At 32.7% G+C, this 17,631-nt stretch carries 20 protein-coding genes, 1 tRNA gene and 1 pseudogene; 16 read left to right on the forward strand and 6 right to left on the reverse strand.

The window, feature by feature from the left end:
- Positions 1–234: 234 nt before the first annotated feature.
- On the reverse strand, positions 235–1,533 hold the full coding sequence (locus QZ357_RS04380) for an acetyl-CoA hydrolase/transferase C-terminal domain-containing protein (RefSeq protein WP_290772274.1): 1,299 nt from the start codon (positions 1,531–1,533) through the stop codon (positions 235–237).
- Between the two features lie 80 nt (positions 1,534–1,613).
- Positions 1,614–3,062 (reverse strand): 4-hydroxyphenylacetate 3-hydroxylase family protein, encoded by a 1,449-nt coding sequence (locus tag QZ357_RS04385; protein ID WP_290772277.1) that lies wholly within the window; start codon positions 3,060–3,062, stop codon positions 1,614–1,616.
- Positions 3,063–3,465: 403 nt separating this feature from the next.
- On the opposite strand from QZ357_RS04385, the gene QZ357_RS04390 reads away from it, so the two are divergent.
- The 15 genes from QZ357_RS04390 to atpD all read left to right on the forward strand — a co-directional run bounded on the left by QZ357_RS04390 (position 3,466) and on the right by atpD (position 14,386).
- Entirely contained in the window at positions 3,466–4,137 is a 672-nt protein-coding gene (locus QZ357_RS04390; protein ID WP_290772280.1) for an HAD family hydrolase, read from the forward strand.
- 10 nt (positions 4,138–4,147) lie between these two features.
- Positions 4,148–4,864 carry an HAD family hydrolase gene (locus QZ357_RS04395; protein WP_290772283.1) on the forward strand — a complete coding sequence of 239 codons (717 nt, stop codon included), beginning with the start codon at positions 4,148–4,150 and terminating at the stop codon, positions 4,862–4,864.
- 272 nt (positions 4,865–5,136) lie between these two features.
- Complete coding sequence (locus QZ357_RS04400; RefSeq protein WP_290772286.1) at positions 5,137–6,159, forward strand: L-threonylcarbamoyladenylate synthase; 1,023 nt, start codon at positions 5,137–5,139, stop codon at positions 6,157–6,159.
- A 62-nt stretch (positions 6,160–6,221) separates the two neighbouring features.
- Entirely contained in the window at positions 6,222–6,674 is a 453-nt protein-coding gene (gene rpiB / locus QZ357_RS04405) for a ribose 5-phosphate isomerase B (protein WP_290772289.1), read from the forward strand.
- A 15-nt stretch (positions 6,675–6,689) separates the two neighbouring features.
- The gene (locus tag QZ357_RS04410) at positions 6,690–7,151 is read left to right on the forward strand and encodes a cytidine/deoxycytidylate deaminase family protein (RefSeq protein ID WP_290772292.1); all 462 of its coding nucleotides are present in this window, start codon (positions 6,690–6,692) and stop codon (positions 7,149–7,151) included.
- A complete protein-coding gene (locus QZ357_RS04415; protein ID WP_290772348.1) occupies positions 7,138–7,371 on the forward strand; it encodes an AtpZ/AtpI family protein in 234 nt (77 codons plus the stop codon). The genes QZ357_RS04410 and QZ357_RS04415 overlap by 14 nt, the downstream gene beginning before the upstream one ends.
- Before the next feature lie 62 nt (positions 7,372–7,433).
- A complete protein-coding gene (locus QZ357_RS04420; RefSeq protein WP_290772294.1) occupies positions 7,434–7,841 on the forward strand; it encodes an ATP synthase subunit I in 408 nt (135 codons plus the stop codon).
- Positions 7,842–7,861: 20 nt separating this feature from the next.
- Positions 7,862–8,668 carry a FoF1 ATP synthase subunit a gene (locus QZ357_RS04425; protein ID WP_290772296.1) on the forward strand — a complete coding sequence of 269 codons (807 nt, stop codon included), beginning with the start codon at positions 7,862–7,864 and terminating at the stop codon, positions 8,666–8,668.
- 76 nt (positions 8,669–8,744) lie between these two features.
- Entirely contained in the window at positions 8,745–8,999 is a 255-nt protein-coding gene (gene atpE, locus QZ357_RS04430; RefSeq protein WP_290772299.1) for an ATP synthase F0 subunit C, read from the forward strand.
- A gap of 36 nt (positions 9,000–9,035) precedes the next feature.
- The gene (atpF, locus tag QZ357_RS04435; RefSeq protein ID WP_290772302.1) at positions 9,036–9,554 is read left to right on the forward strand and encodes a F0F1 ATP synthase subunit B; all 519 of its coding nucleotides are present in this window, start codon (positions 9,036–9,038) and stop codon (positions 9,552–9,554) included.
- The gene (gene atpH / locus QZ357_RS04440) at positions 9,547–10,089 is read left to right on the forward strand and encodes an ATP synthase F1 subunit delta (protein WP_290772305.1); all 543 of its coding nucleotides are present in this window, start codon (positions 9,547–9,549) and stop codon (positions 10,087–10,089) included. The genes atpF and atpH overlap by 8 nt, the downstream gene beginning before the upstream one ends.
- A 14-nt stretch (positions 10,090–10,103) precedes the next feature.
- Complete coding sequence (atpA, locus tag QZ357_RS04445; RefSeq protein ID WP_290772308.1) at positions 10,104–11,612, forward strand: F0F1 ATP synthase subunit alpha; 1,509 nt, start codon at positions 10,104–10,106, stop codon at positions 11,610–11,612.
- A gap of 13 nt (positions 11,613–11,625) precedes the next feature.
- Positions 11,626–12,495 (forward strand): ATP synthase F1 subunit gamma, encoded by an 870-nt coding sequence (gene atpG, locus QZ357_RS04450; protein WP_290772311.1) that lies wholly within the window; start codon positions 11,626–11,628, stop codon positions 12,493–12,495.
- Between the two features lie 12 nt (positions 12,496–12,507).
- On the forward strand, positions 12,508–12,948 hold the full coding sequence (gene atpC, locus QZ357_RS04455) for an ATP synthase F1 subunit epsilon (RefSeq protein ID WP_290772331.1): 441 nt from the start codon (positions 12,508–12,510) through the stop codon (positions 12,946–12,948).
- Between the two features lie 31 nt (positions 12,949–12,979).
- Complete coding sequence (gene atpD / locus QZ357_RS04460; protein ID WP_290772334.1) at positions 12,980–14,386, forward strand: F0F1 ATP synthase subunit beta; 1,407 nt, start codon at positions 12,980–12,982, stop codon at positions 14,384–14,386.
- 106 nt (positions 14,387–14,492) lie between these two features.
- Here the strand turns inward: atpD and QZ357_RS04465 are convergent.
- The 3 genes from QZ357_RS04465 to QZ357_RS04475 form a co-directional block, all read right to left on the reverse strand.
- Positions 14,493–14,568 (reverse strand) — tRNA-Lys (locus QZ357_RS04465).
- A gap of 338 nt (positions 14,569–14,906) precedes the next feature.
- Complete coding sequence (locus QZ357_RS04470; protein ID WP_290772337.1) at positions 14,907–15,719, reverse strand: BtpA/SgcQ family protein; 813 nt, start codon at positions 15,717–15,719, stop codon at positions 14,907–14,909.
- A 51-nt stretch (positions 15,720–15,770) separates the two neighbouring features.
- The gene (locus tag QZ357_RS04475; RefSeq protein WP_290772340.1) at positions 15,771–16,403 is read right to left on the reverse strand and encodes a hypothetical protein; all 633 of its coding nucleotides are present in this window, start codon (positions 16,401–16,403) and stop codon (positions 15,771–15,773) included.
- 231 nt (positions 16,404–16,634) lie between these two features.
- On the opposite strand from QZ357_RS04475, the gene QZ357_RS04480 reads away from it, so the two are divergent.
- On the forward strand, positions 16,635–17,399 hold the full coding sequence (locus QZ357_RS04480) for a DeoR/GlpR family DNA-binding transcription regulator (protein WP_290772343.1): 765 nt from the start codon (positions 16,635–16,637) through the stop codon (positions 17,397–17,399).
- A 33-nt stretch (positions 17,400–17,432) separates the two neighbouring features.
- Here the strand turns inward: QZ357_RS04480 and QZ357_RS04485 are convergent.
- Positions 17,433–17,631 (reverse strand): annotated as a pseudogene (locus tag QZ357_RS04485) (sn-glycerol-1-phosphate dehydrogenase); the annotation flags it as partial.

The raw sequence follows: 17,631 nt of genomic DNA on the forward strand, positions 1-17,631 counted from the left end.
ATTTTATATTATTATATTATTCGAGTTTTTGATTTTTGTTAGATGTTTTTTTGTTTAGGAGTAGTAAGGCATATATTTGAAAGGGCTAGTATCAGTATGTGTATAATATCTGAAAATATTTATGTATAGAGAATATAAAAACAAGTCAGTATATACTGACTTGTTAATGCGACTGTAAAAATTTATTATATGTTATGGTATTAATATAATATTATTTTTATTGATTTATTTTCTTTAAAATTTCTCCTTAAATCTTTTTTCGTATTCGATTATTAAATCGTCTCTAAACTGTGGTGCTGCAATATTGATAAGTCTTCTTGCTCTTTCTCTTAATGTTTGCCCTTTTAAATGAGCGATGCCATGTTCGGTTACTATATAGTCAACGTCGGTTCTTGAAGTAGTTACAGCACTTCCTTCTTTTAAAAACGGAACGATTTTAGATATAGTACCGTTTTTTGCTGTAGAAGGGAAGGCTAAGATAGATTTTCCTCCCTTTGAAAAAGCTGCGCCTCTTATAAAATCTACCTGTCCGCCTATTCCGCTAAATTGCTTCAATCCTATTGCTTCAGAACATACCTGTCCCATTAGGTCAACTTCCAGTGCGGAATTTATGGATATCATATTATCATTTTTTCCTATTATTATAGGATTGTTGACATATTCTATATCCATCATATTAATTATTGGATTGTCATGAACAAAATCGTATAGTTTTTGTGTACCCATTAAGAATGCGACAACCATCTTGTTTGTATTTAAATTTTTCTTTTTGCAAGTTATTACACCTTTTTCATATAAATCCACAACACCGTCAGATATCATTTCGGAATGTATTCCAAGATCCTTTTTACCGTCAAGAAACTTAAGAACTGCATCGGGTATTGCTCCTATTCCAAGCTGGAGGGTATCTCCGTCATTAATAAGTTTTGCACAGTTTTCACCTATTTTCATTTCAACATCCGTTATCTTCGGATTTGGTAAAATAGGAACGGGCTGATTGTGTTCAACTAATATATCTATATCATTTATATGAAGAAAACTATCCCCTAAGGTTCTGGGCATATGTTTATTAACTTGAGCAATCGTTAATTTTGCTGCTTGTGCAGCGGGTTTTGTATAGTCACATGATGTTCCAATACTGCAAAATCCGTTTTCATCCGGAGGAGATACGGATATTAAAGCTACATCTATAGGTAATGATGAACGGAAAAGTGTTGGTATTTGATAAAAGAAACATGGTGTATAATCTCCTCTTCCTTCATGCACGGTATCCCTGGTATTTCCACCGAGAAAGAATGCGTTAAGTTTAAAATACCCTTCCATTTCTTTTTTTGCATAAAGAGAATTACCCATTGGAACGAGTTGAACTATTTCAACGTTTTTATATGCTTTATAATTTTCGACCATTTTATCCACTACGTACATAGGTTCTCCGACAGCATGTGCTATAATTACGCGATCATTTGATTTAATATAATTGACTGCTTCTTCCACAGGTTTTACTTTGCTTCGATATAACTTGTCTATGTTCATATTATTTTCTCCTTTGGAAAATAATTTTGTACTGATTTACAGAGGTTAAGAAAAGAAATCAGTACAAAATGTTTGTAAATTTATTCTTCTATTCCTGCAAGTTTTTTCGCAAGTTCCTTTTTCATATTCAAGTTTCCTTGTCTTGCTATCATTATTCTTTGTGCTTGAGGAGAACCTGCACCGTGAAGAGATTCCGTTCTGTAACCTACTGCTGCTGTACCAAGGGTTAGATTTTCGATAAGCCTTAAAATTCTGAGTCTGTCTTCAGTCGATACAGATGCTACACCCTTGAGATATTTTTCAACATATTTACCTACAACAGGATCTTTCAAGTCTTTTTCTGACGGTGCTGTTACCATAATTCCTCCGGCGATGTCTTCAGCTAGCCTTGCTATTTCGTAAGGGAATCTTGTTACATTTTGTTTGCAAACATTGGCAAGAAGCAAGTCAATTAAATAGTTGCCCGATTCTGTTTCATGCCCTTCTGCCGAGCATGCTATACCGCAGCTGTAAAGTGTTTCGTTTAGGTGGGTCATTTCGATTAACTTGTCTTTTATATGAGAAGCTCTGGCTGCGCCGTTGTAATCTGCCGCTACTGCAGCAGCACCTATTAATACATCGCCCACACCTACTTTGCATCCTCCGTAAGATTGTCTGTGATATCCCGCAAATCTTTCAACGAGCATTCCTGAAAAATCATATTCTCCGTTTAAAAAGATTCTGTCATTTGGTACAAATACATCGTCAAATATTACAAGCGCTTCCATTCCTCCGAATTCTGCATTTCCTACATCCATATTTGAATCTTCCAATTTTCTTGTATCGCATGATTGTCTTCCTACTATCATTAATATACCTTCCGTATCGGTAGGTACTGCGAATGAGACTGCATATTCTTTATCTTCTTTGGTCATGTTTACCGTAGGCATTACCAGTACTTCATGTGAGTTTACCATACCTGTTTGGTGTGCTTTTGCGCCTCTTACTACTATCCCGTCTTCTCTTTGTTCTACAACTCTTAAATATAAATCGGGATCTTCTTGTTGTGAAGGTGAAAGACCTCTGTCCCCTTTAGGGTCGGTCATTGCTCCGTCAATTACTAAATCTTTGTCTTGGCAGTATCTTAGAAACTTTTTAAAGTTTTCATGATAATGTGTTCCGTATGCTTTATCTGTTTCGTATGTTGTGCTATATACTGCGTTAAAAGCATCCATTCCTACACATCTTTGAAAACAAGCTGCTGTCTTTTGTCCGCATAGCCTTTGCATTTTTACTTTTTTTACTAAATCATCTGCGTTTCTGTGTATATTGGTGAATCTGTTAATTTTTCTTCCGTCTTTGAGAGTTACTGTCATTAAATCTTCATATTCCGGCATTTGAGCCAAATCATATGTGGCTCGTACCGAGTTGAGTGAAGGTCGAAGAATTGGATTATCTACCGGATTTTCGATTTTTTCACCGAACATATATACTTGCAGATTTAATTTTCGTATGCTTTCTATATATTCTTTACCTGTCATTAGTGCCATAATAAAATACCTTCCTTTTTTGATTATTTTGGGTAGTTTGGTTTTATTAAATATAATGCAAAAATCGTGCCAACTTTTTTAAATAAAAATTAACATTAAAATAAGGGTTTTCGCAAAATTAAAAATTAAATATTGCTATTTTGTTGTGAAATTGCAATGCAAAATATCATCAACATTGGGTTTGGGTTTAATTTTTTGCTTTCACATATCGTAATGATAGTATTTTTATTTTGTAAAAATACTTATATTTTGCTATAATGAAATCATAAAATCGTTTGAAATTTTTATTATATATTTAAGTGATATGATGTGGGATTTTTGATTTTATGTTTTAGATTAAATTATTAATCTGATAAATAGTAAAAATTTAAATATTTTGTATTAAAGATTAGGAGATTTAACATTGATAAAAGCAGCAATTTTTGACTTGGATGGTACGATAATAGATACTTTGACTGACTTGGCAAATGCAGGTAATTACGTTCTCAAAAAGAACGGTTATCCAGAACATGAAAAAGACAAATATCGTTTTTTCGTCGGTAGCGGTATTAAGAATTTGTGTATAAGAATGCTTCCGGAGGATAAAAAAGAGGACGAAGAAGTTATATTAAAAATATTTGATGAATTTAATGATTATTACGGAAAACATTATATGGATAATACAAAAGCTTTTGACGGTATTGAGAAGATGTTGAATTATTTTTTGGAACAAGACATAAAAGTCGGAGTTCTTACAAATAAAGGACACGAATTTACGGTTCCTATGTTAAAGAAAGTTTACGGGGAATTTCCTTTCAGTGTTGTTTTAGGTAAAACGGATAGGTTTCCTGTAAAGCCGAGCAAAGAGTGTATAGATTATGTGATAAATGAACTGGGCGTTAAATGTGATGAATGTATATATGTGGGAGACAGTAATGTCGATATGCAAACGGCAATTAACGGAAACATAAAGGAGATTATCGGAGTAAGCTGGGGGTTTAGACCTGTAAGTGAGCTTAAAGAAACCGGAGCAAAATATATAGTAGATACACCAAAAGAGATAATTGATTTGGTTAATAATTTAAATAATATATAGAGGTGAGATTATGATAAAAGCTGCAGTATTTGATTTTGATGGAACGTTAATGGATACTTTGGTGGATACGGCAAATAGTATTAACCATGTTCTTAAAACTCACGGTTTTGAAGAAGTGCCCATAGAAGAGTATAAGAATGTATTCGGAGGAAGCTGTTATGATATGATAAATACTGTTACTCCAAAGAGTATGAATGATCCGCAGCTGCTCCATGAAATGGACGTGGAAGTGCAATATCATTATTCCAAACATTATAATGAGAACTGTACTCCTTACAAGAATATAAGGCATGCACTAAGAGCTTTGAGAAAAAAAGGAATTGATTTATGTGTTATTACGAATAAACCTTCTAGATTGCTTATTCCGCTATTAAATGAATTTTTTGGCGATATTGAATTTAAACATATTATTGCCGCAGATTCGGGATTTCCATTGAAACCGAATCCTGCTTCATGTAATCAACTTATGCAGACTTTGGATATTCATCATGACGAAGTTGTGTTTATAGGAGACAGTGAAGTGGATATTCAGATTGCAAAAAATGCCAGAGCTTTTTCAATAGGTTGTGGTTGGGGTTTCAGAGGGGGCGAATCTCTGATTAAAGCCGGAGCAGATTATGTTATTCATGAACCGATGCATGTTGTTGAAGTTGTAAATATACTAAACAAAAGGAGCCTTAAGAACATTATGGATGAGGCTAAGTTAATTCTTAAAATATTGAAATAAAAAATATTAAAATGTGTTTTCTAAGGTTATTTTAAGAATTATATATATAATTTAAGTATCGGGAGATTTTGTAAATATTTTTTAACTTGAGTGTTAAAAAATTATGTTTATTATTTGAAATCAATAAATATTATCTTACGGGGGTGTAGACTTTTATGGAAAGTTGACGCCCTTTTAAATTGAGGTTTTTGTATTTTATTTATACAAAAAAATATGTATTTTGATAAATAAGTGATATAATATACATATATTTTGTTTTGAGGAAAAGAGAAATGCAAACCAAGATTTATGATTTGGAAAATAACGAAAATTTAATAGGTATTTTTTCTGAGGCGTCTAAGGTTATACATGACGGAGGAACGGTTGTGTTTCCTACAGAAACCGTTTATGGGCTTGGTGCAAATGCTTATGACGATGATGCTGTAAAAAAAATTTTCAAAGCAAAAAACAGACCTTCCGATAATCCTTTGATTGTTCATATAAGCGATACCGAGATGATTAAAAATCTTGTTGTTTCGGTGAGCGAAGATGCGAAAAAGCTCATTGATAAGTTTTTTCCGGGGCCTTTGACCCTTATAATGAAGAAGTCTCAAAGGATTCCAAATAGTGTGTCAAATAACTTGGATACAGTCGGAATAAGGATGCCGAGTGACAAAGAAGCCAATGCTTTTATAAAAGCGTGTGGGGTTCCTATAGCAGCGCCCAGCGCAAATATTTCAAAAAGACCTAGTATTACCAGTAAAAAATATTTAATTGAGGAGTTAAACGGTAAAGTAGATATGATACTTTGCTCAAAAAATTCTGCCATAGGACTTGAGTCTACTGTTCTTGATGTTTCGGGAGAGGAAATAAAACTTTTAAGACCCGGGAAAATAACAGTTGAAGAAATAGAATCGGTTATTGGTAAAAAGGTTTACGGTTATAATAAAGAGGATGCTTTACTTCCAAAGTCTCCGGGGATGAAATACGAACATTATAAGCCAAATACAAAAGTTATAGTTTTGAATGGTACAAAAGGTGCTATAGAAAAATATTTGAATGATATTGATAAAGATAAAATCGGTTTTATCGGTTTGGATGATTTTTTAACCAATATAAACAACAAAAATATAATTTGTAGGTCTCTTGGGAATAATATAGAGCAAGCAAGCAAAAATCTATATTATCTTTTAAGGGAGATGGATAAGGAAAATTTAAATGTCATATATGTTCAGGCCTTTGAATCAAAAGGAATCGGGCTTGCTTATATGAACAGGCTTTTGAAGGCTGCATCAGGCAGTATGATAAATATTTAAAACAGCTTATAAAAAACTGTATACAGTTTTTATAAATATAAATTTTATAAGGAGTAAATAATATGAAAATAGTTATTGCAAGTGACCATGGCGGTTACGAACTAAAACAATTTTTAATTGAAACATTTAAAAAAGAAGGATATGATTTTATCGATTACGGTACGGATTCATCTGACAGTGTTGATTATCCTGATTATGCGATTAAAGTTGGAGAAGCTGTTGCGGCTGGTGAATTTGACAGAGGTATATTAATATGCGGAACAGGCATAGGAATCAGTATTGCTGCAAACAAAGTTAAAGGTGTAAGAGCAGCTCATTGTACTGATTGTTTTTCTGCAAAGATGTGCAAACAACATAACAATGCAAACATCATAGTTCTTGGCGGAAGAATTACAGGTCCTGAACTTGCTGCGGAAATTTTAAGAACATATTTAAATGAAAAAGAATTTTTAGGTGGAAGACACGAAAATAGAATTAATAAAGTAAAAGCTTACGAAGAAAAAGTATATAAATAACAGGAAAAAGAAATAATGGATAATGTAGACAGAAGACCTTCTTGGGATGAATATTTCATGGAAATGTTGGAAGTTGTAAAAACCCGTTCGACCTGTATAAGAAGGCAGGTCGGTGCTATTATAGTAAAAAACAACAGAATTATTTCAACGGGTTACAACGGAGCTCCAAGAGGGCTTGCTCACTGCACAAAAGACACCTGTGTTAGGCTTAAAAACAATATTAAAAGCGGAGAAAGACACGAGCTTTGCAGGGCAACTCATGCAGAACAGAATGCTTTGATTTCGGCTGCAACCATGGGAGTTAGTGTTGACGGGGCGGATATATATATTACGGATTCGCCGTGTATTCTTTGTTCAAAGATGTTGATAAACGCAGGTATTAAAAGAATTGTATATAAAGGTAATTATCCTGATGAATTTAGTATGGAATTATTAAAAGAAGCAGGAGTTGAGGTTGTTAAATATGGCGGAAAATAATAAAAATAATGATGTTTCAAGTATTGCAAAGGCTTTGGCTATATTTTTTCAGCTTGGCATTACTATTGTTGTAACAATAGTTTTATGTCTGTTTTTTGGAAAATTCTTAGATGCAAAGTTTCAAACGGGCAATATCTGGACGTTGATATTTTTATTTCTTGGTATTTTGGCAGCCATTAGGAATATGTATTATATTCTTAAAAATGTAATGAAAAAATAAAATACATTGGTGGTTTGCAAAAGCAAACCACCATATAAGCAATACAAATAATGAGGTTTAAAATGAATAAGGGAAATAACGAGAATTTTACTATTGAAGATTTACAAAAAGAACAGATTCAAATCAGTGTATTTACTTTGATTTTAAATTTTATTTTTATAGTTTTTGTATTGCTTTTTAAATTAGATGGGAGTATAATTCTTGGAATAATATCAGGATCTCTCGTTGCTATTATATTTCATTGGATGTTGTTCAATGATTTGAAAGCGGCAATAAAGATGGATAAAGACAGTGCCGTAAATTATGCAAATTTACATGCTGCCATAAGAAAAGTACTCTTGATACTGGTATTAGTTTTTCTTGTTGCTAATAAGTGGATAGAAATAAATGTAATAGGACTAATAATAGGGTTGTTATCCTTTAGGGTTGTGTTATATGTTTATAACCTTATTAGTTTAAAAAACAAGTAATAAAAAATGGAGAAGAGAAAATGAATGTAAGTATTAGTACTGTTGATAATATTTTTAACATCGGCAAAATACCTATATCTAATACAATTATTTGGACTGTAATTATTTTAGCTTTAACCTTCGTTTTTTTAATGTATTTGGCAAAAGGTCTTGAACTTAGACCAAATTCTAAAAGACAAGTTATTGCTGAATATTTGGTAAGTGCTTGCAGAGATTTTGTAAGCAGTACTATGGGTAAGAGAAACATTGGTTTTGCACCATACTTTTTTGCCTTGGCTGCTTTCTTGCTTATTGCAAATTTAAGTAGTTTTGTATTCCTTGGAATAGTAAGACCTCCTACTGCAGATTTGGCTACAACACTTACACTTGGAATTATAACTTTTGTATTAACCCAGTATTATGGATTAAAAACAAAAGGTATAAAAAAATATTTAAAAGGTTTTACAGAACCGGTATTTTTATTTTTACCTATAAATATTATTGGTGAAATAGCGAATCCTGTTTCCCTCGGTTTCCGTCTATTCGGTAATATTACAGGTGGACTTATAATACTATCATTGGTATATTCTATATTTGTCGGTTCTGCAAAAGTTGCAATGTTTGTTTTCTTTACATCGTTGATTTTATGTCTTTATTTATGTTTTGGAAAATCAAACAAGTTTACGGAAAATAAGATTGTTAGAATTATTGCCATATTACTATTGATACCATCATTCTTTGTAGCATTCTGTCACGGTTACTTTGACTGGTTTGCCGGAATACTTCAAACATTTATATTCTGTATGTTATCGATGGTATTCATTTCATCCGCAATGGATGAAGAATAAATTGTCTTTACCCGATTTTTAATCGGATAAAATATAAAAATAGAAAAATGCTTTTTTATTCAAGGAGGAAGTAATAATGAATATTTCAGGAAGTGATTTAATTTTAGCATGTTCAGCAATAGGTGCCGGTCTTGCAATGATAGGTGCTTTAGGTACCGGGGTTGGACAAGGTAATGCAACAGGTAAAGCTTGTGAATCAGTTGCAAGACAACCGGAAGCAGAAGGAACAATATTAAAAACATTATTAACAGGTTGTGCTGTTGCGGAAACTTCAGCTATTTATTGTTTGGTTATCGCTTTAATTTTATTATTTGTTAAACCTTTTAGCTAAACAAAATAACGATAATAAAGGTAAGGTGGTGATTATATGCTAGCTGGATCATTAATAAACTTTTCAACTGAAATGCTTTATCAAATGTTAATTCAGGGTGCAGTATTTTTACTATTCTTTATTTTGGTAAAGAAATTCTTTTACGATAAAGTCGTTGGAATTATTGATAAAAGACAAAGTATTATAACCGAAGAATTTGACAAAGCGGAAAATGAAAATTTAAAAGCAAACGCTTTAAAGCAGGAATATGAAAAGAAAGTAAAAAGTATCAATGAAGAAGCTTTAGCTATTACTAATGAAGCTACCAAAGAAGCTAAAGAAATAAAAGAAAATATCATTTCTGAAGCAAATGAGGAAGCAAGGAAGATTAAAGCTAAATCTAAAAAAGATATTGAAAATGCAAAAGAAACTGCAATGAAAGAGATGAAAGATCAAATTATTGATATTTCTTTTGATATAACAAATAAGGTTATAGACGCAAAACTCGATAAAGATACAGATGAAGCTTTGATTAAAAAAGCTATCGAAAGTTTGGATGAGGTTGATTATGAGTAATGCTTCTTACAGATATGCATATTCTCTGTCTTTACTGTGTGCCGAAGAGGGTATGACTGACAGTGTTTATAATGATTTTACATTATTTTATGATTTGATTGGAAGTAATGAAAATCTTTATAAATTACTTATTAACGAAACAGTAAAAAAAGAAGACAAAAAGAATGTGCTTAAAAATATTTTTGACAGTAAAGATAATATTTTACTTAAGAATTTTATTAATTTGTTAATTGATAAAAACAGGATTGCAGAAATCAAGCTTATTTATTTAAATTTTAAAGATTTATATTTAAAAGATAAAGGTATTTTAAATGTAGAGGTTGTAAGTGCCGTTAAACTTAGTGACGAGATGAAACTTAGTTTAAAGAATAAACTTACCGATAAATTTAATAAAGATATCATTTTAACCGAAAAGGTAGATAAAGATATTATAGGCGGTATTGTTTTGTATATTGACGGTAATATGATAGATTTATCGGTAAAAAATGAGCTTGATACAATCAAAAGACAGTTGAAAGAAACAAAGATAGTTTAAGAAGGGAAATAAAAATGAATTTAAAACCCGAAGAAATCAGTAGAATAATAAAAGAGCAAATAAAAAACTATGACAAAAAAATAGAAACGACTTCTGTCGGTACTATTTTAAGCGTAGGAGATGGTATTGCCAGAGTTCATGGTTTGGACGGTGCGATGATGGGTGAACTTATTTTGTTCCCCCACGACGTTTATGGTATGGTTCTTAATCTAGAAGAAGATAATGTCGGTTGTGTTCTTTTGGGAGACGATACTGACATACTTGAAGGAGATACTGTAAAATGCACAGGTAAAATTATGAGTGTTCCCGTAGGTGAAAATGTTATCGGAAGAGTTGTAAATGCTCTGGGTGCACCTATTGACGGAAAGGGGAATATTGTTGCAGAAGATTACAGAAGAGCTGATGTAAAAGCAAGCGGTGTAATAGAAAGAAAAAGTGTAACTGTTCCTTTACAAACAGGATATAAAGCCATAGACTCTTTAATTCCTATAGGAAGAGGGCAAAGAGAGCTTATTATCGGTGACAGACAAACCGGTAAGACAGCTTTAGCGGTTGATACAATATTAAATCAAAAGGATGAAGACGTAATTTGTGTATATGTTGCTATAGGACAAAAAGCCAGTACGGTTGCACAAATTGTGGGTACACTGGAAGAGTACGGAGCAATGGACTATACTACGGTTGTATGCGCAACTGCAAGTGAAATGGCTCCGCTTCAATATCTTGCGCCTTATTCAGGATGTGCTATAGCCGAATATTTTATGGACAAGGGTAAAGACGTATTGATTGTTTACGATGATTTGAGTAAGCATGCGGTAGCATATCGTTCAATGACTTTACTTCTTCGTAGACCACCGGGAAGAGAAGCTTATCCGGGGGATGTATTCTATTTGCATTCAAGACTTCTTGAAAGAGCTGCAAGGCTTGAAAAGGGAGGTTCCATAACTGCACTTCCTATAATAGAAACTCAAGCTGGAGATATATCGGCATATATACCTACAAATGTAATTTCTATTACAGATGGACAGATATTCCTTGAAAGTGAACTTTTCCATGCCGGAGTAAGACCTGCGGTAAATCCCGGTATTTCTGTTTCAAGAGTAGGTGGTGCTGCTCAAATCAGCAGTATGAAAAAGGTAGGCGGACCTCTTAGAATCGAATATGCACAGTACAGAGAGCTTGCATCCTTTGCACAGTTTGGTTCGGACTTGGATAAATCTACAAAAGCCAGCCTTGAGAAGGGTAAAAGAATCGTAGAAATGCTAAAACAAGAACAGTATTCTCCTATGAAAGTTGAAGAACAGGTGCTTGTTATTTACGCCATAACGAATAATTTTGCCAAAGATGTCAAGGTTGATGATATAAAAGAATTTGAAAAGGGATTGGTTGAATATGCCCATGCAAATTCTCCGGCTACTCTAGATAAAATCAAGGTAGCCAAAGGTTTTGATGAAGACTTAAAAGAAGAAATTTCAAAACTAATTAACGACTACAAAAGTATCTTTTTGAATGGTCGAGAATAAGGAGCTGTAAGTTATGGCTGAAAATATGGCGGACATTAAAAGAAGGATGAAAAGTGTCTCAAGCACAAAGCAAATAACTAAGGCTATGGAATTGGTTGCAAGTTCTAAACTCAGAAAAGCAAAAGAAAGAGCAATAAGCCGAAGTCATTATACTGATGCGACATATCAACTTCTTCTTAGAATAGCAAAGTATACTTCTTATATTAACAATATTTATTTTAATTTAAGAAAAGATGCAAAGAAAAATATATATGTTATTTTAAGCGGTGATAAAGGTCTTGCGGGAGGGTTTAACTCTTCTGTTATTAAAGAGGCTGTAAATGAAATCGGGGAAGATAAAGATAATGCTTATATTTTTGCCATTGGAGCAAAAGGAGCAGATTATTTCAAGAAAAACGATTATGACGTTGTCGGGGAGTATATAGGTATAAGTGACGATCCGAATTATGGCGTTGCGAAGAAAATTATCGGTACCGTTATAAATCTTTATACAAGTAAAGAGGATGTTAAAGAGGTAAAATTGATTTATTCAAAATTTAACTCTGTTGTATCGCAAGGTGTATTAAGCGCTACCGTTCTTCCTATATCAAGAAGGGCAAATAACAGTGATGGTACTCCTGTAAAAAGTGAGCTTGTGATTGAGCCGGGCGGTGATGAACTTCTTGAAGAATTGGTTCCTCAGTATATTACAAGTTTGCTATACGGAGCAATGATTGAGAATCATGCCGGAGAAGAGGCATCAAGAAGAATGGCTATGAGTGCCGCAACCGACAATGCAAACGAACTTTTGGATGAATTGGAAATAAGATATAATTCTGCCAGACAAACCAGTATAACCAATGAACTTATTGAAATTGTATCCGGAGCAGAGGCTTTAAAATAGGAGGTATGTATTATGAATGATGAAAATTTACATTTGGAAATTGCTACTCCTACAAGGACTTTTTTTAAAGATTATGTTGAGAAGTTTACTTTTAGAGCAACCGGAGGAGAGATGACTGTACTTCGAAATCATGTACCGACGATGACTCTTGCGGATATAGGTATTATGCATATAACCGATTTAGAGGGAGTAAAGAAAGAGGCTACATTATTCGGTGGCAGTGTTTTGATAGAAAACAATAAAATTTTGGTTGTGACAGATGATGCTTTGTGGCCTGAAGAAGTCGACATTCAAAGAGCTGAAGAGGCTAAGAGAAGAGCCGAGGAAAAACTTCATTCGAGCAAATATAATCGTCAAGAATTTGTTCATGCAGAACATAAGTTGAAAAAAGCTTTAGTTAGAATAGATTTAGCAAATACGTATGAAGGTATTTCTAGACATAAGAAATATTAGTCAGATGAATTAAAAGGAGATATAAAATCCTATGGAAAATAAAAAAGGAAAAATAGTTCAAGTTGTAGGACCTGTTGTTGACGTTCAATTCAACGAAGGTGATTTACCTAAATTGAATGAGGCAATAAGAATAGATAACGGTGGGGAAGAACTTATAATAGAAGTAAGTGAACATATTGGTGACAATACCGTAAGATGTATTGCGATGGATACCACAGACGGTCTTATAAGAGGAATGGGAGCAGTAGCAACGGGAAATCCTATAATGGTTCCCGTAGGCGAAAAAACTCTCGGAAGAATGGTTAATGTTTTGGGGCATGCCATTGACGGGAAAGAAATGGATTTGGAAGATGTTAAACTTTCACCTATACACAGAGATCCTCCTTCTTTTGAACAACAACAAACGGTTCCTGAAGTATTTGAAACCGGTATTAAAGTTGTCGATTTGATTTGTCCTTACACAAAAGGTGGTAAAATCGGTCTTTTCGGTGGTGCCGGTGTTGGTAAAACGGTATTAATACAGGAACTTATAAGTAATATTGCAACAGAACATGGTGGACTTTCCGTTTTTGCCGGTGTAGGTGAAAGAACAAGGGAAGGAAATGACCTGTATTATGAAATGAAAGAATCGGGAGTTTTGGAAAAAACCTCATTATGCTTTGGGCAAATGAATGAGCCACCGGGAGCAAGAATGAGAGTTGCACTTACTGGACTTACCATGGCAGAATATTTCAGAGATGAAGAAAATCAAGACGTACTTTTATTTATTGATAACATCTTCAGATTTACTCAAGCGGGAAGTGAAGTTTCCGCATTGCTTGGAAGGATGCCTTCGGCCGTAGGTTATCAACCAACCCTTGCAACTGAAATGGGTGCATTGCAAGAAAGAATCACTTCCACAAAAAGCGGTTCTATTACGTCGGTTCAAGCGGTATACGTACCTGCCGATGACTTAACTGACCCTGCTCCTGCAACGACTTTTGCTCATTTGGATGCTACAACGGTACTTTCGAGAGCAATAAGTGAAAAAGGTATATATCCTGCTGTTGATCCTCTTGAATCTACAAGTAGAATTTTGGATCCTAAAGTAGTAGGAGAGGAACACTATCAAATTGCAAGAGGAGTTCAGGAAATACTTCAAAGATATAAAGAACTTCAGGATATTATTGCAATTTTGGGTATGGAAGAATTGAGTGAAGAAGATAAGCTTATTGTAGGAAGAGCAAGAAAAATCGAAAGATTTTTATCTCAACCATTCCATGTTGCTGAGCAATTTACTGGACTTAAGGGTGCGTATGTTCCGATTTCTGAAACTCTCAGAGGGTTTAAAGAAATTTTACAGGGTAAACATGATGATTTGCCGGAAGCTGCATTTTTACTTGTGGGAACGATTGATGATGCGGTTAAAAAAGCAAAAGAAATCGAGGCTGCCGAATAGGAAATAGGAAAGATAATAATAAAAATACATTTATGTTTTTCATAAATGTATTTTTTTTATAAAATAAAAAAATCTTGAGATTATCTCAAGACATAAAATTCATAAATGGTGATCCGTCAGGGGATCGAACCCTGGACACCCTGATTAAGAGTCAGGTGCTCTACCAGCTGAGCTAACGGACCATTTATCATGCTTTATTATTATAATAAAGTATGATATAAAAGTCAATAATTTATAAATATAAAATATTTAAAAGAGGAAGAGCTAAATATTATTTTCCCTATAATATTATAACCTAAGATTAAATAAAGTTTTAAAATTGTTAAATTAGATTTTTCAGTTTTTTCATGACCGTGAAATGTTTTGCTTCGAATGAAGTTTTTTTACCAAGTTTAAGGATGTTTTTCTTATGCCTGAATGTAGTACATTTAATATATATCAGATTTTTCATTGTTTGTTAAATTTATTTTTATTTTGTATATGCAAAAGTCCTATGTTTTATAACATAGGACTTTATGTTTTATAATGTTTTTCTGTATTCTTTAACTATATCCATAAACTCTTTTACTCTTTGTCCGTCTACTTCATTTTCGAATTTACCGTCAACTTTGAATGTTGTTGCTACAACAGCACCATCTGCATGTTTTAGTTGTTCAATTATATTATTTTTGTTACATCCTGTATTACATAAAACTATTGTATCAGGTACTGCATTTTTAACTTTCATTAATGTTTGAGTATCTGTTGGAGATCCTGCCGTAAGTCCAGAAACACAAAGTGCATCAGGCTTATGGTTAAATACAGTAGATTTTGCTATTGATTCAATCGGTCTTTCAGCTAAATAAACTGCAGCTTCCGGAACAATATTATAAAGAAGTTTAACGTTTTCTGCACCGATTTTATATTGGTGTCTTACAGTTTCCCCTGCATTTGTATTCCAAAGTCCGAAGTCAGAAGCATAAACGCCGCTTATAATTTCTCTTATAAATTTAGCCCCAACAGATACAGCTAAATCAAGAGATGCAATAGGATCCCATAAACAGTTTACACCATAAGGTATTTTTATATCAGGCATTAATCTTCCTATTATGTAAGCCATAGCCGCTACAGTGGGAGTTTCTACTTTTGTTAAATATGGTAAACTGAATTCATTTGAGAACATTACACCGTCTACTCCTCCATCTTGTAGTGCTAAAAATTCTCTTCTGGCTTTTTCGATTACTTTTTCCATCCCTCCTTCTTTATCAAATCCGGGATCTGATGGAAGTGCAGGTAAATGGCACATTGCAATAATAGGTTTTTCTACATTAAAGATTTCTTTTGTCCAACTCATTTTATTTCCTCCTTAGTATTTAATTGGATTAAAGTTTTATTTGCATATATTTTAAGAAGAGTATTCTTCTAATGCACTTATATAATTTTCACTTGAAAAAACATATCTTCCTACAACGGCTGTATCTATATCAAGATCTTTTATTTTTTCTATTGTTTCTTTTGATAGTCCTCCGTCTACCCATATCTTTACGTGAGAAGGTAGGACTTCCTTTGCTTCTTTTATTTTTTCGATTACAGGTTCATAAAAAGCCGCTCCTTTATTATCAGGCTCTGCAGTCATTAAAATTATATAATTTATATCATTTAAAAAAGGTTTTAAATAACTTATAGGTGTAGATATGTTTAATGCAAAACCTATATTTTCAAATTTGCATTTTTTTGCAAGATTAATAAATTCTAAAGGATACAATAAAGGTTCTATATGACAGCTTATAGATTTTATATTTAGTTTTGATAAATTCTCAACAAATTGAAGAGGTTCTTTTACGACAAGATGTGCATCAATCTCTTTTTGGTGAACATATTTTGATATTAAATTAGCTGTTTTTATTCCAAATGTTATGTTTGGACTAAAACTGCTGTCTTCAATGTCAAGATGAAGTAAAGGCCATTCTTTCAATTTATCGAGTTCTTCTTTTATATTTAAAGTATTTGAAGATGCTATTGAAGGATTTAATTTCATTTTTTTCTCCTTTCTCTTTTCTTGAGTAGAATATAACACAATATGAGAATAAATGCAATAGTTTGATACAAAAAATATTAAAAAATTTCATTTTGTATCAAATATACTAATTCTAAAAATGCATATATAAATTAATAAATCTTTTAAATAAAGGGTTTTTATAGGTTGAAAAGAAAACAATTAAATGATATAATTTGAGAAAACAATAAATGTATAAGAGGTTTATATCAGATGATACAAGTTGCGAGATTTGAGAAAATACTTGAAATTGTAGAAAACAAAGGATATGTAAGTGTGAATGAATTGGAAAAAATACTTGATGTATCAAGAGCTACAATTTACAGAGACTTACGAGATTTAAACGTACAGGGAAAGGTAAATCTTACAAGAGGCGGGATAAGTAAAATTAATCCAGGTAATAGTTTTGAAATGCCTTATTATCAAAAACAATCATATAATATAGAAGAAAAAATACGTATTGCCAAAGCTGCATTGGATTTTATAAAACCCAATCAAACCATTTATATGGATTCAAGTACAACTGTTACGGAAATGACAGGTTTTATGTCCGAATATAAGGATATTCAAGTCATTACAAATGACATAAAGATTGCTTCTCGTTTGTCTGGGGCAAAAGACCTACAAGTTATTATGACAGGGGGGATTTTACGCCATGGATTTTTTACGGTTTCAGGTTTGCTTACAGAGCAAAATCTGGATTCTCTTATAATGGATGTTTCTTTTATGAGCTTTGATTCAATCAGTATAAGCGGTGGATGTATGATTACAAATATGGAAGAGGTATCGGTTAAGAAACTTGGAGTAAAGAAAGGGATGCAGAAGATACTTTTGTGTGATCATTCTAAATTTGAAAAATTTTCTTTTACCCGTGTATGTGATATTACAGAGATTGATGTTATTATAACAGGAAAGGAATTGAATGATAATATTTATAAAAGATATTTGGATAATGAAATAAATGTATTAAGAGTATAAACGTACCGAATATTAAACGGTACGTTTTTTTATTTATCCATAAATTTTTTCTGTGATTATTTTGGCACAATCTTCTATTTTATTTTTATCTACGGCTAATTTAAATATACTGTATCTGTCTCTTATTTTGTAACAATCCAATATACTTTCATAAAATAGGTTTTTGTCAATACCTATTTCTTTTGGTGATATAGGGTTATCTGTAAGTTGGAGTAATTTTATTATATCTTTT

It is taken from the genome of Anaerofustis sp., from assembly GCF_019420015.1.
Taxonomy (GTDB): Bacteria; Bacillota; Clostridia; order Eubacteriales; family Anaerofustaceae; genus Anaerofustis.

What these genes read in the sequence shown, in the direction of transcription:
- atpA (WP_290772308.1), top strand. Translation starts at nt 10,104, where the DNA reads ATGAATTTAAAACCCGAAGAAATCAGTAGAATAATAAAAGAGCAAATA.
- QZ357_RS04425 (WP_290772296.1), top strand. Translation starts at nt 7,862, where the DNA reads ATGAATGTAAGTATTAGTACTGTTGATAATATTTTTAACATCGGCAAA.
- QZ357_RS04380 (WP_290772274.1), bottom strand. Translation starts at nt 1,533, where the DNA reads ATGAACATAGACAAGTTATATCGAAGCAAAGTAAAACCTGTGGAAGAA.
- atpE (WP_290772299.1), top strand. Translation starts at nt 8,745, where the DNA reads ATGAATATTTCAGGAAGTGATTTAATTTTAGCATGTTCAGCAATAGGT.
- QZ357_RS04400 (WP_290772286.1), top strand. Translation starts at nt 5,137, where the DNA reads ATGCAAACCAAGATTTATGATTTGGAAAATAACGAAAATTTAATAGGT.
- QZ357_RS04410 (WP_290772292.1), top strand. Translation starts at nt 6,690, where the DNA reads ATGGATAATGTAGACAGAAGACCTTCTTGGGATGAATATTTCATGGAA.
- atpD (WP_290772334.1), top strand. Translation starts at nt 12,980, where the DNA reads ATGGAAAATAAAAAAGGAAAAATAGTTCAAGTTGTAGGACCTGTTGTT.
- atpF (WP_290772302.1), top strand. Translation starts at nt 9,036, where the DNA reads ATGCTAGCTGGATCATTAATAAACTTTTCAACTGAAATGCTTTATCAA.
- QZ357_RS04395 (WP_290772283.1), top strand. Translation starts at nt 4,148, where the DNA reads ATGATAAAAGCTGCAGTATTTGATTTTGATGGAACGTTAATGGATACT.
- atpG (WP_290772311.1), top strand. Translation starts at nt 11,626, where the DNA reads ATGGCTGAAAATATGGCGGACATTAAAAGAAGGATGAAAAGTGTCTCA.
- QZ357_RS04420 (WP_290772294.1), top strand. Translation starts at nt 7,434, where the DNA reads ATGAATAAGGGAAATAACGAGAATTTTACTATTGAAGATTTACAAAAA.
- QZ357_RS04480 (WP_290772343.1), top strand. Translation starts at nt 16,635, where the DNA reads ATGATACAAGTTGCGAGATTTGAGAAAATACTTGAAATTGTAGAAAAC.
- rpiB (WP_290772289.1), top strand. Translation starts at nt 6,222, where the DNA reads ATGAAAATAGTTATTGCAAGTGACCATGGCGGTTACGAACTAAAACAA.
- QZ357_RS04385 (WP_290772277.1), bottom strand. Translation starts at nt 3,062, where the DNA reads ATGGCACTAATGACAGGTAAAGAATATATAGAAAGCATACGAAAATTA.
- atpH (WP_290772305.1), top strand. Translation starts at nt 9,547, where the DNA reads ATGAGTAATGCTTCTTACAGATATGCATATTCTCTGTCTTTACTGTGT.
- QZ357_RS04475 (WP_290772340.1), bottom strand. Translation starts at nt 16,403, where the DNA reads ATGAAATTAAATCCTTCAATAGCATCTTCAAATACTTTAAATATAAAA.
- QZ357_RS04415 (WP_290772348.1), top strand. Translation starts at nt 7,138, where the DNA reads ATGGCGGAAAATAATAAAAATAATGATGTTTCAAGTATTGCAAAGGCT.
- atpC (WP_290772331.1), top strand. Translation starts at nt 12,508, where the DNA reads ATGAATGATGAAAATTTACATTTGGAAATTGCTACTCCTACAAGGACT.
- QZ357_RS04470 (WP_290772337.1), bottom strand. Translation starts at nt 15,719, where the DNA reads ATGAGTTGGACAAAAGAAATCTTTAATGTAGAAAAACCTATTATTGCA.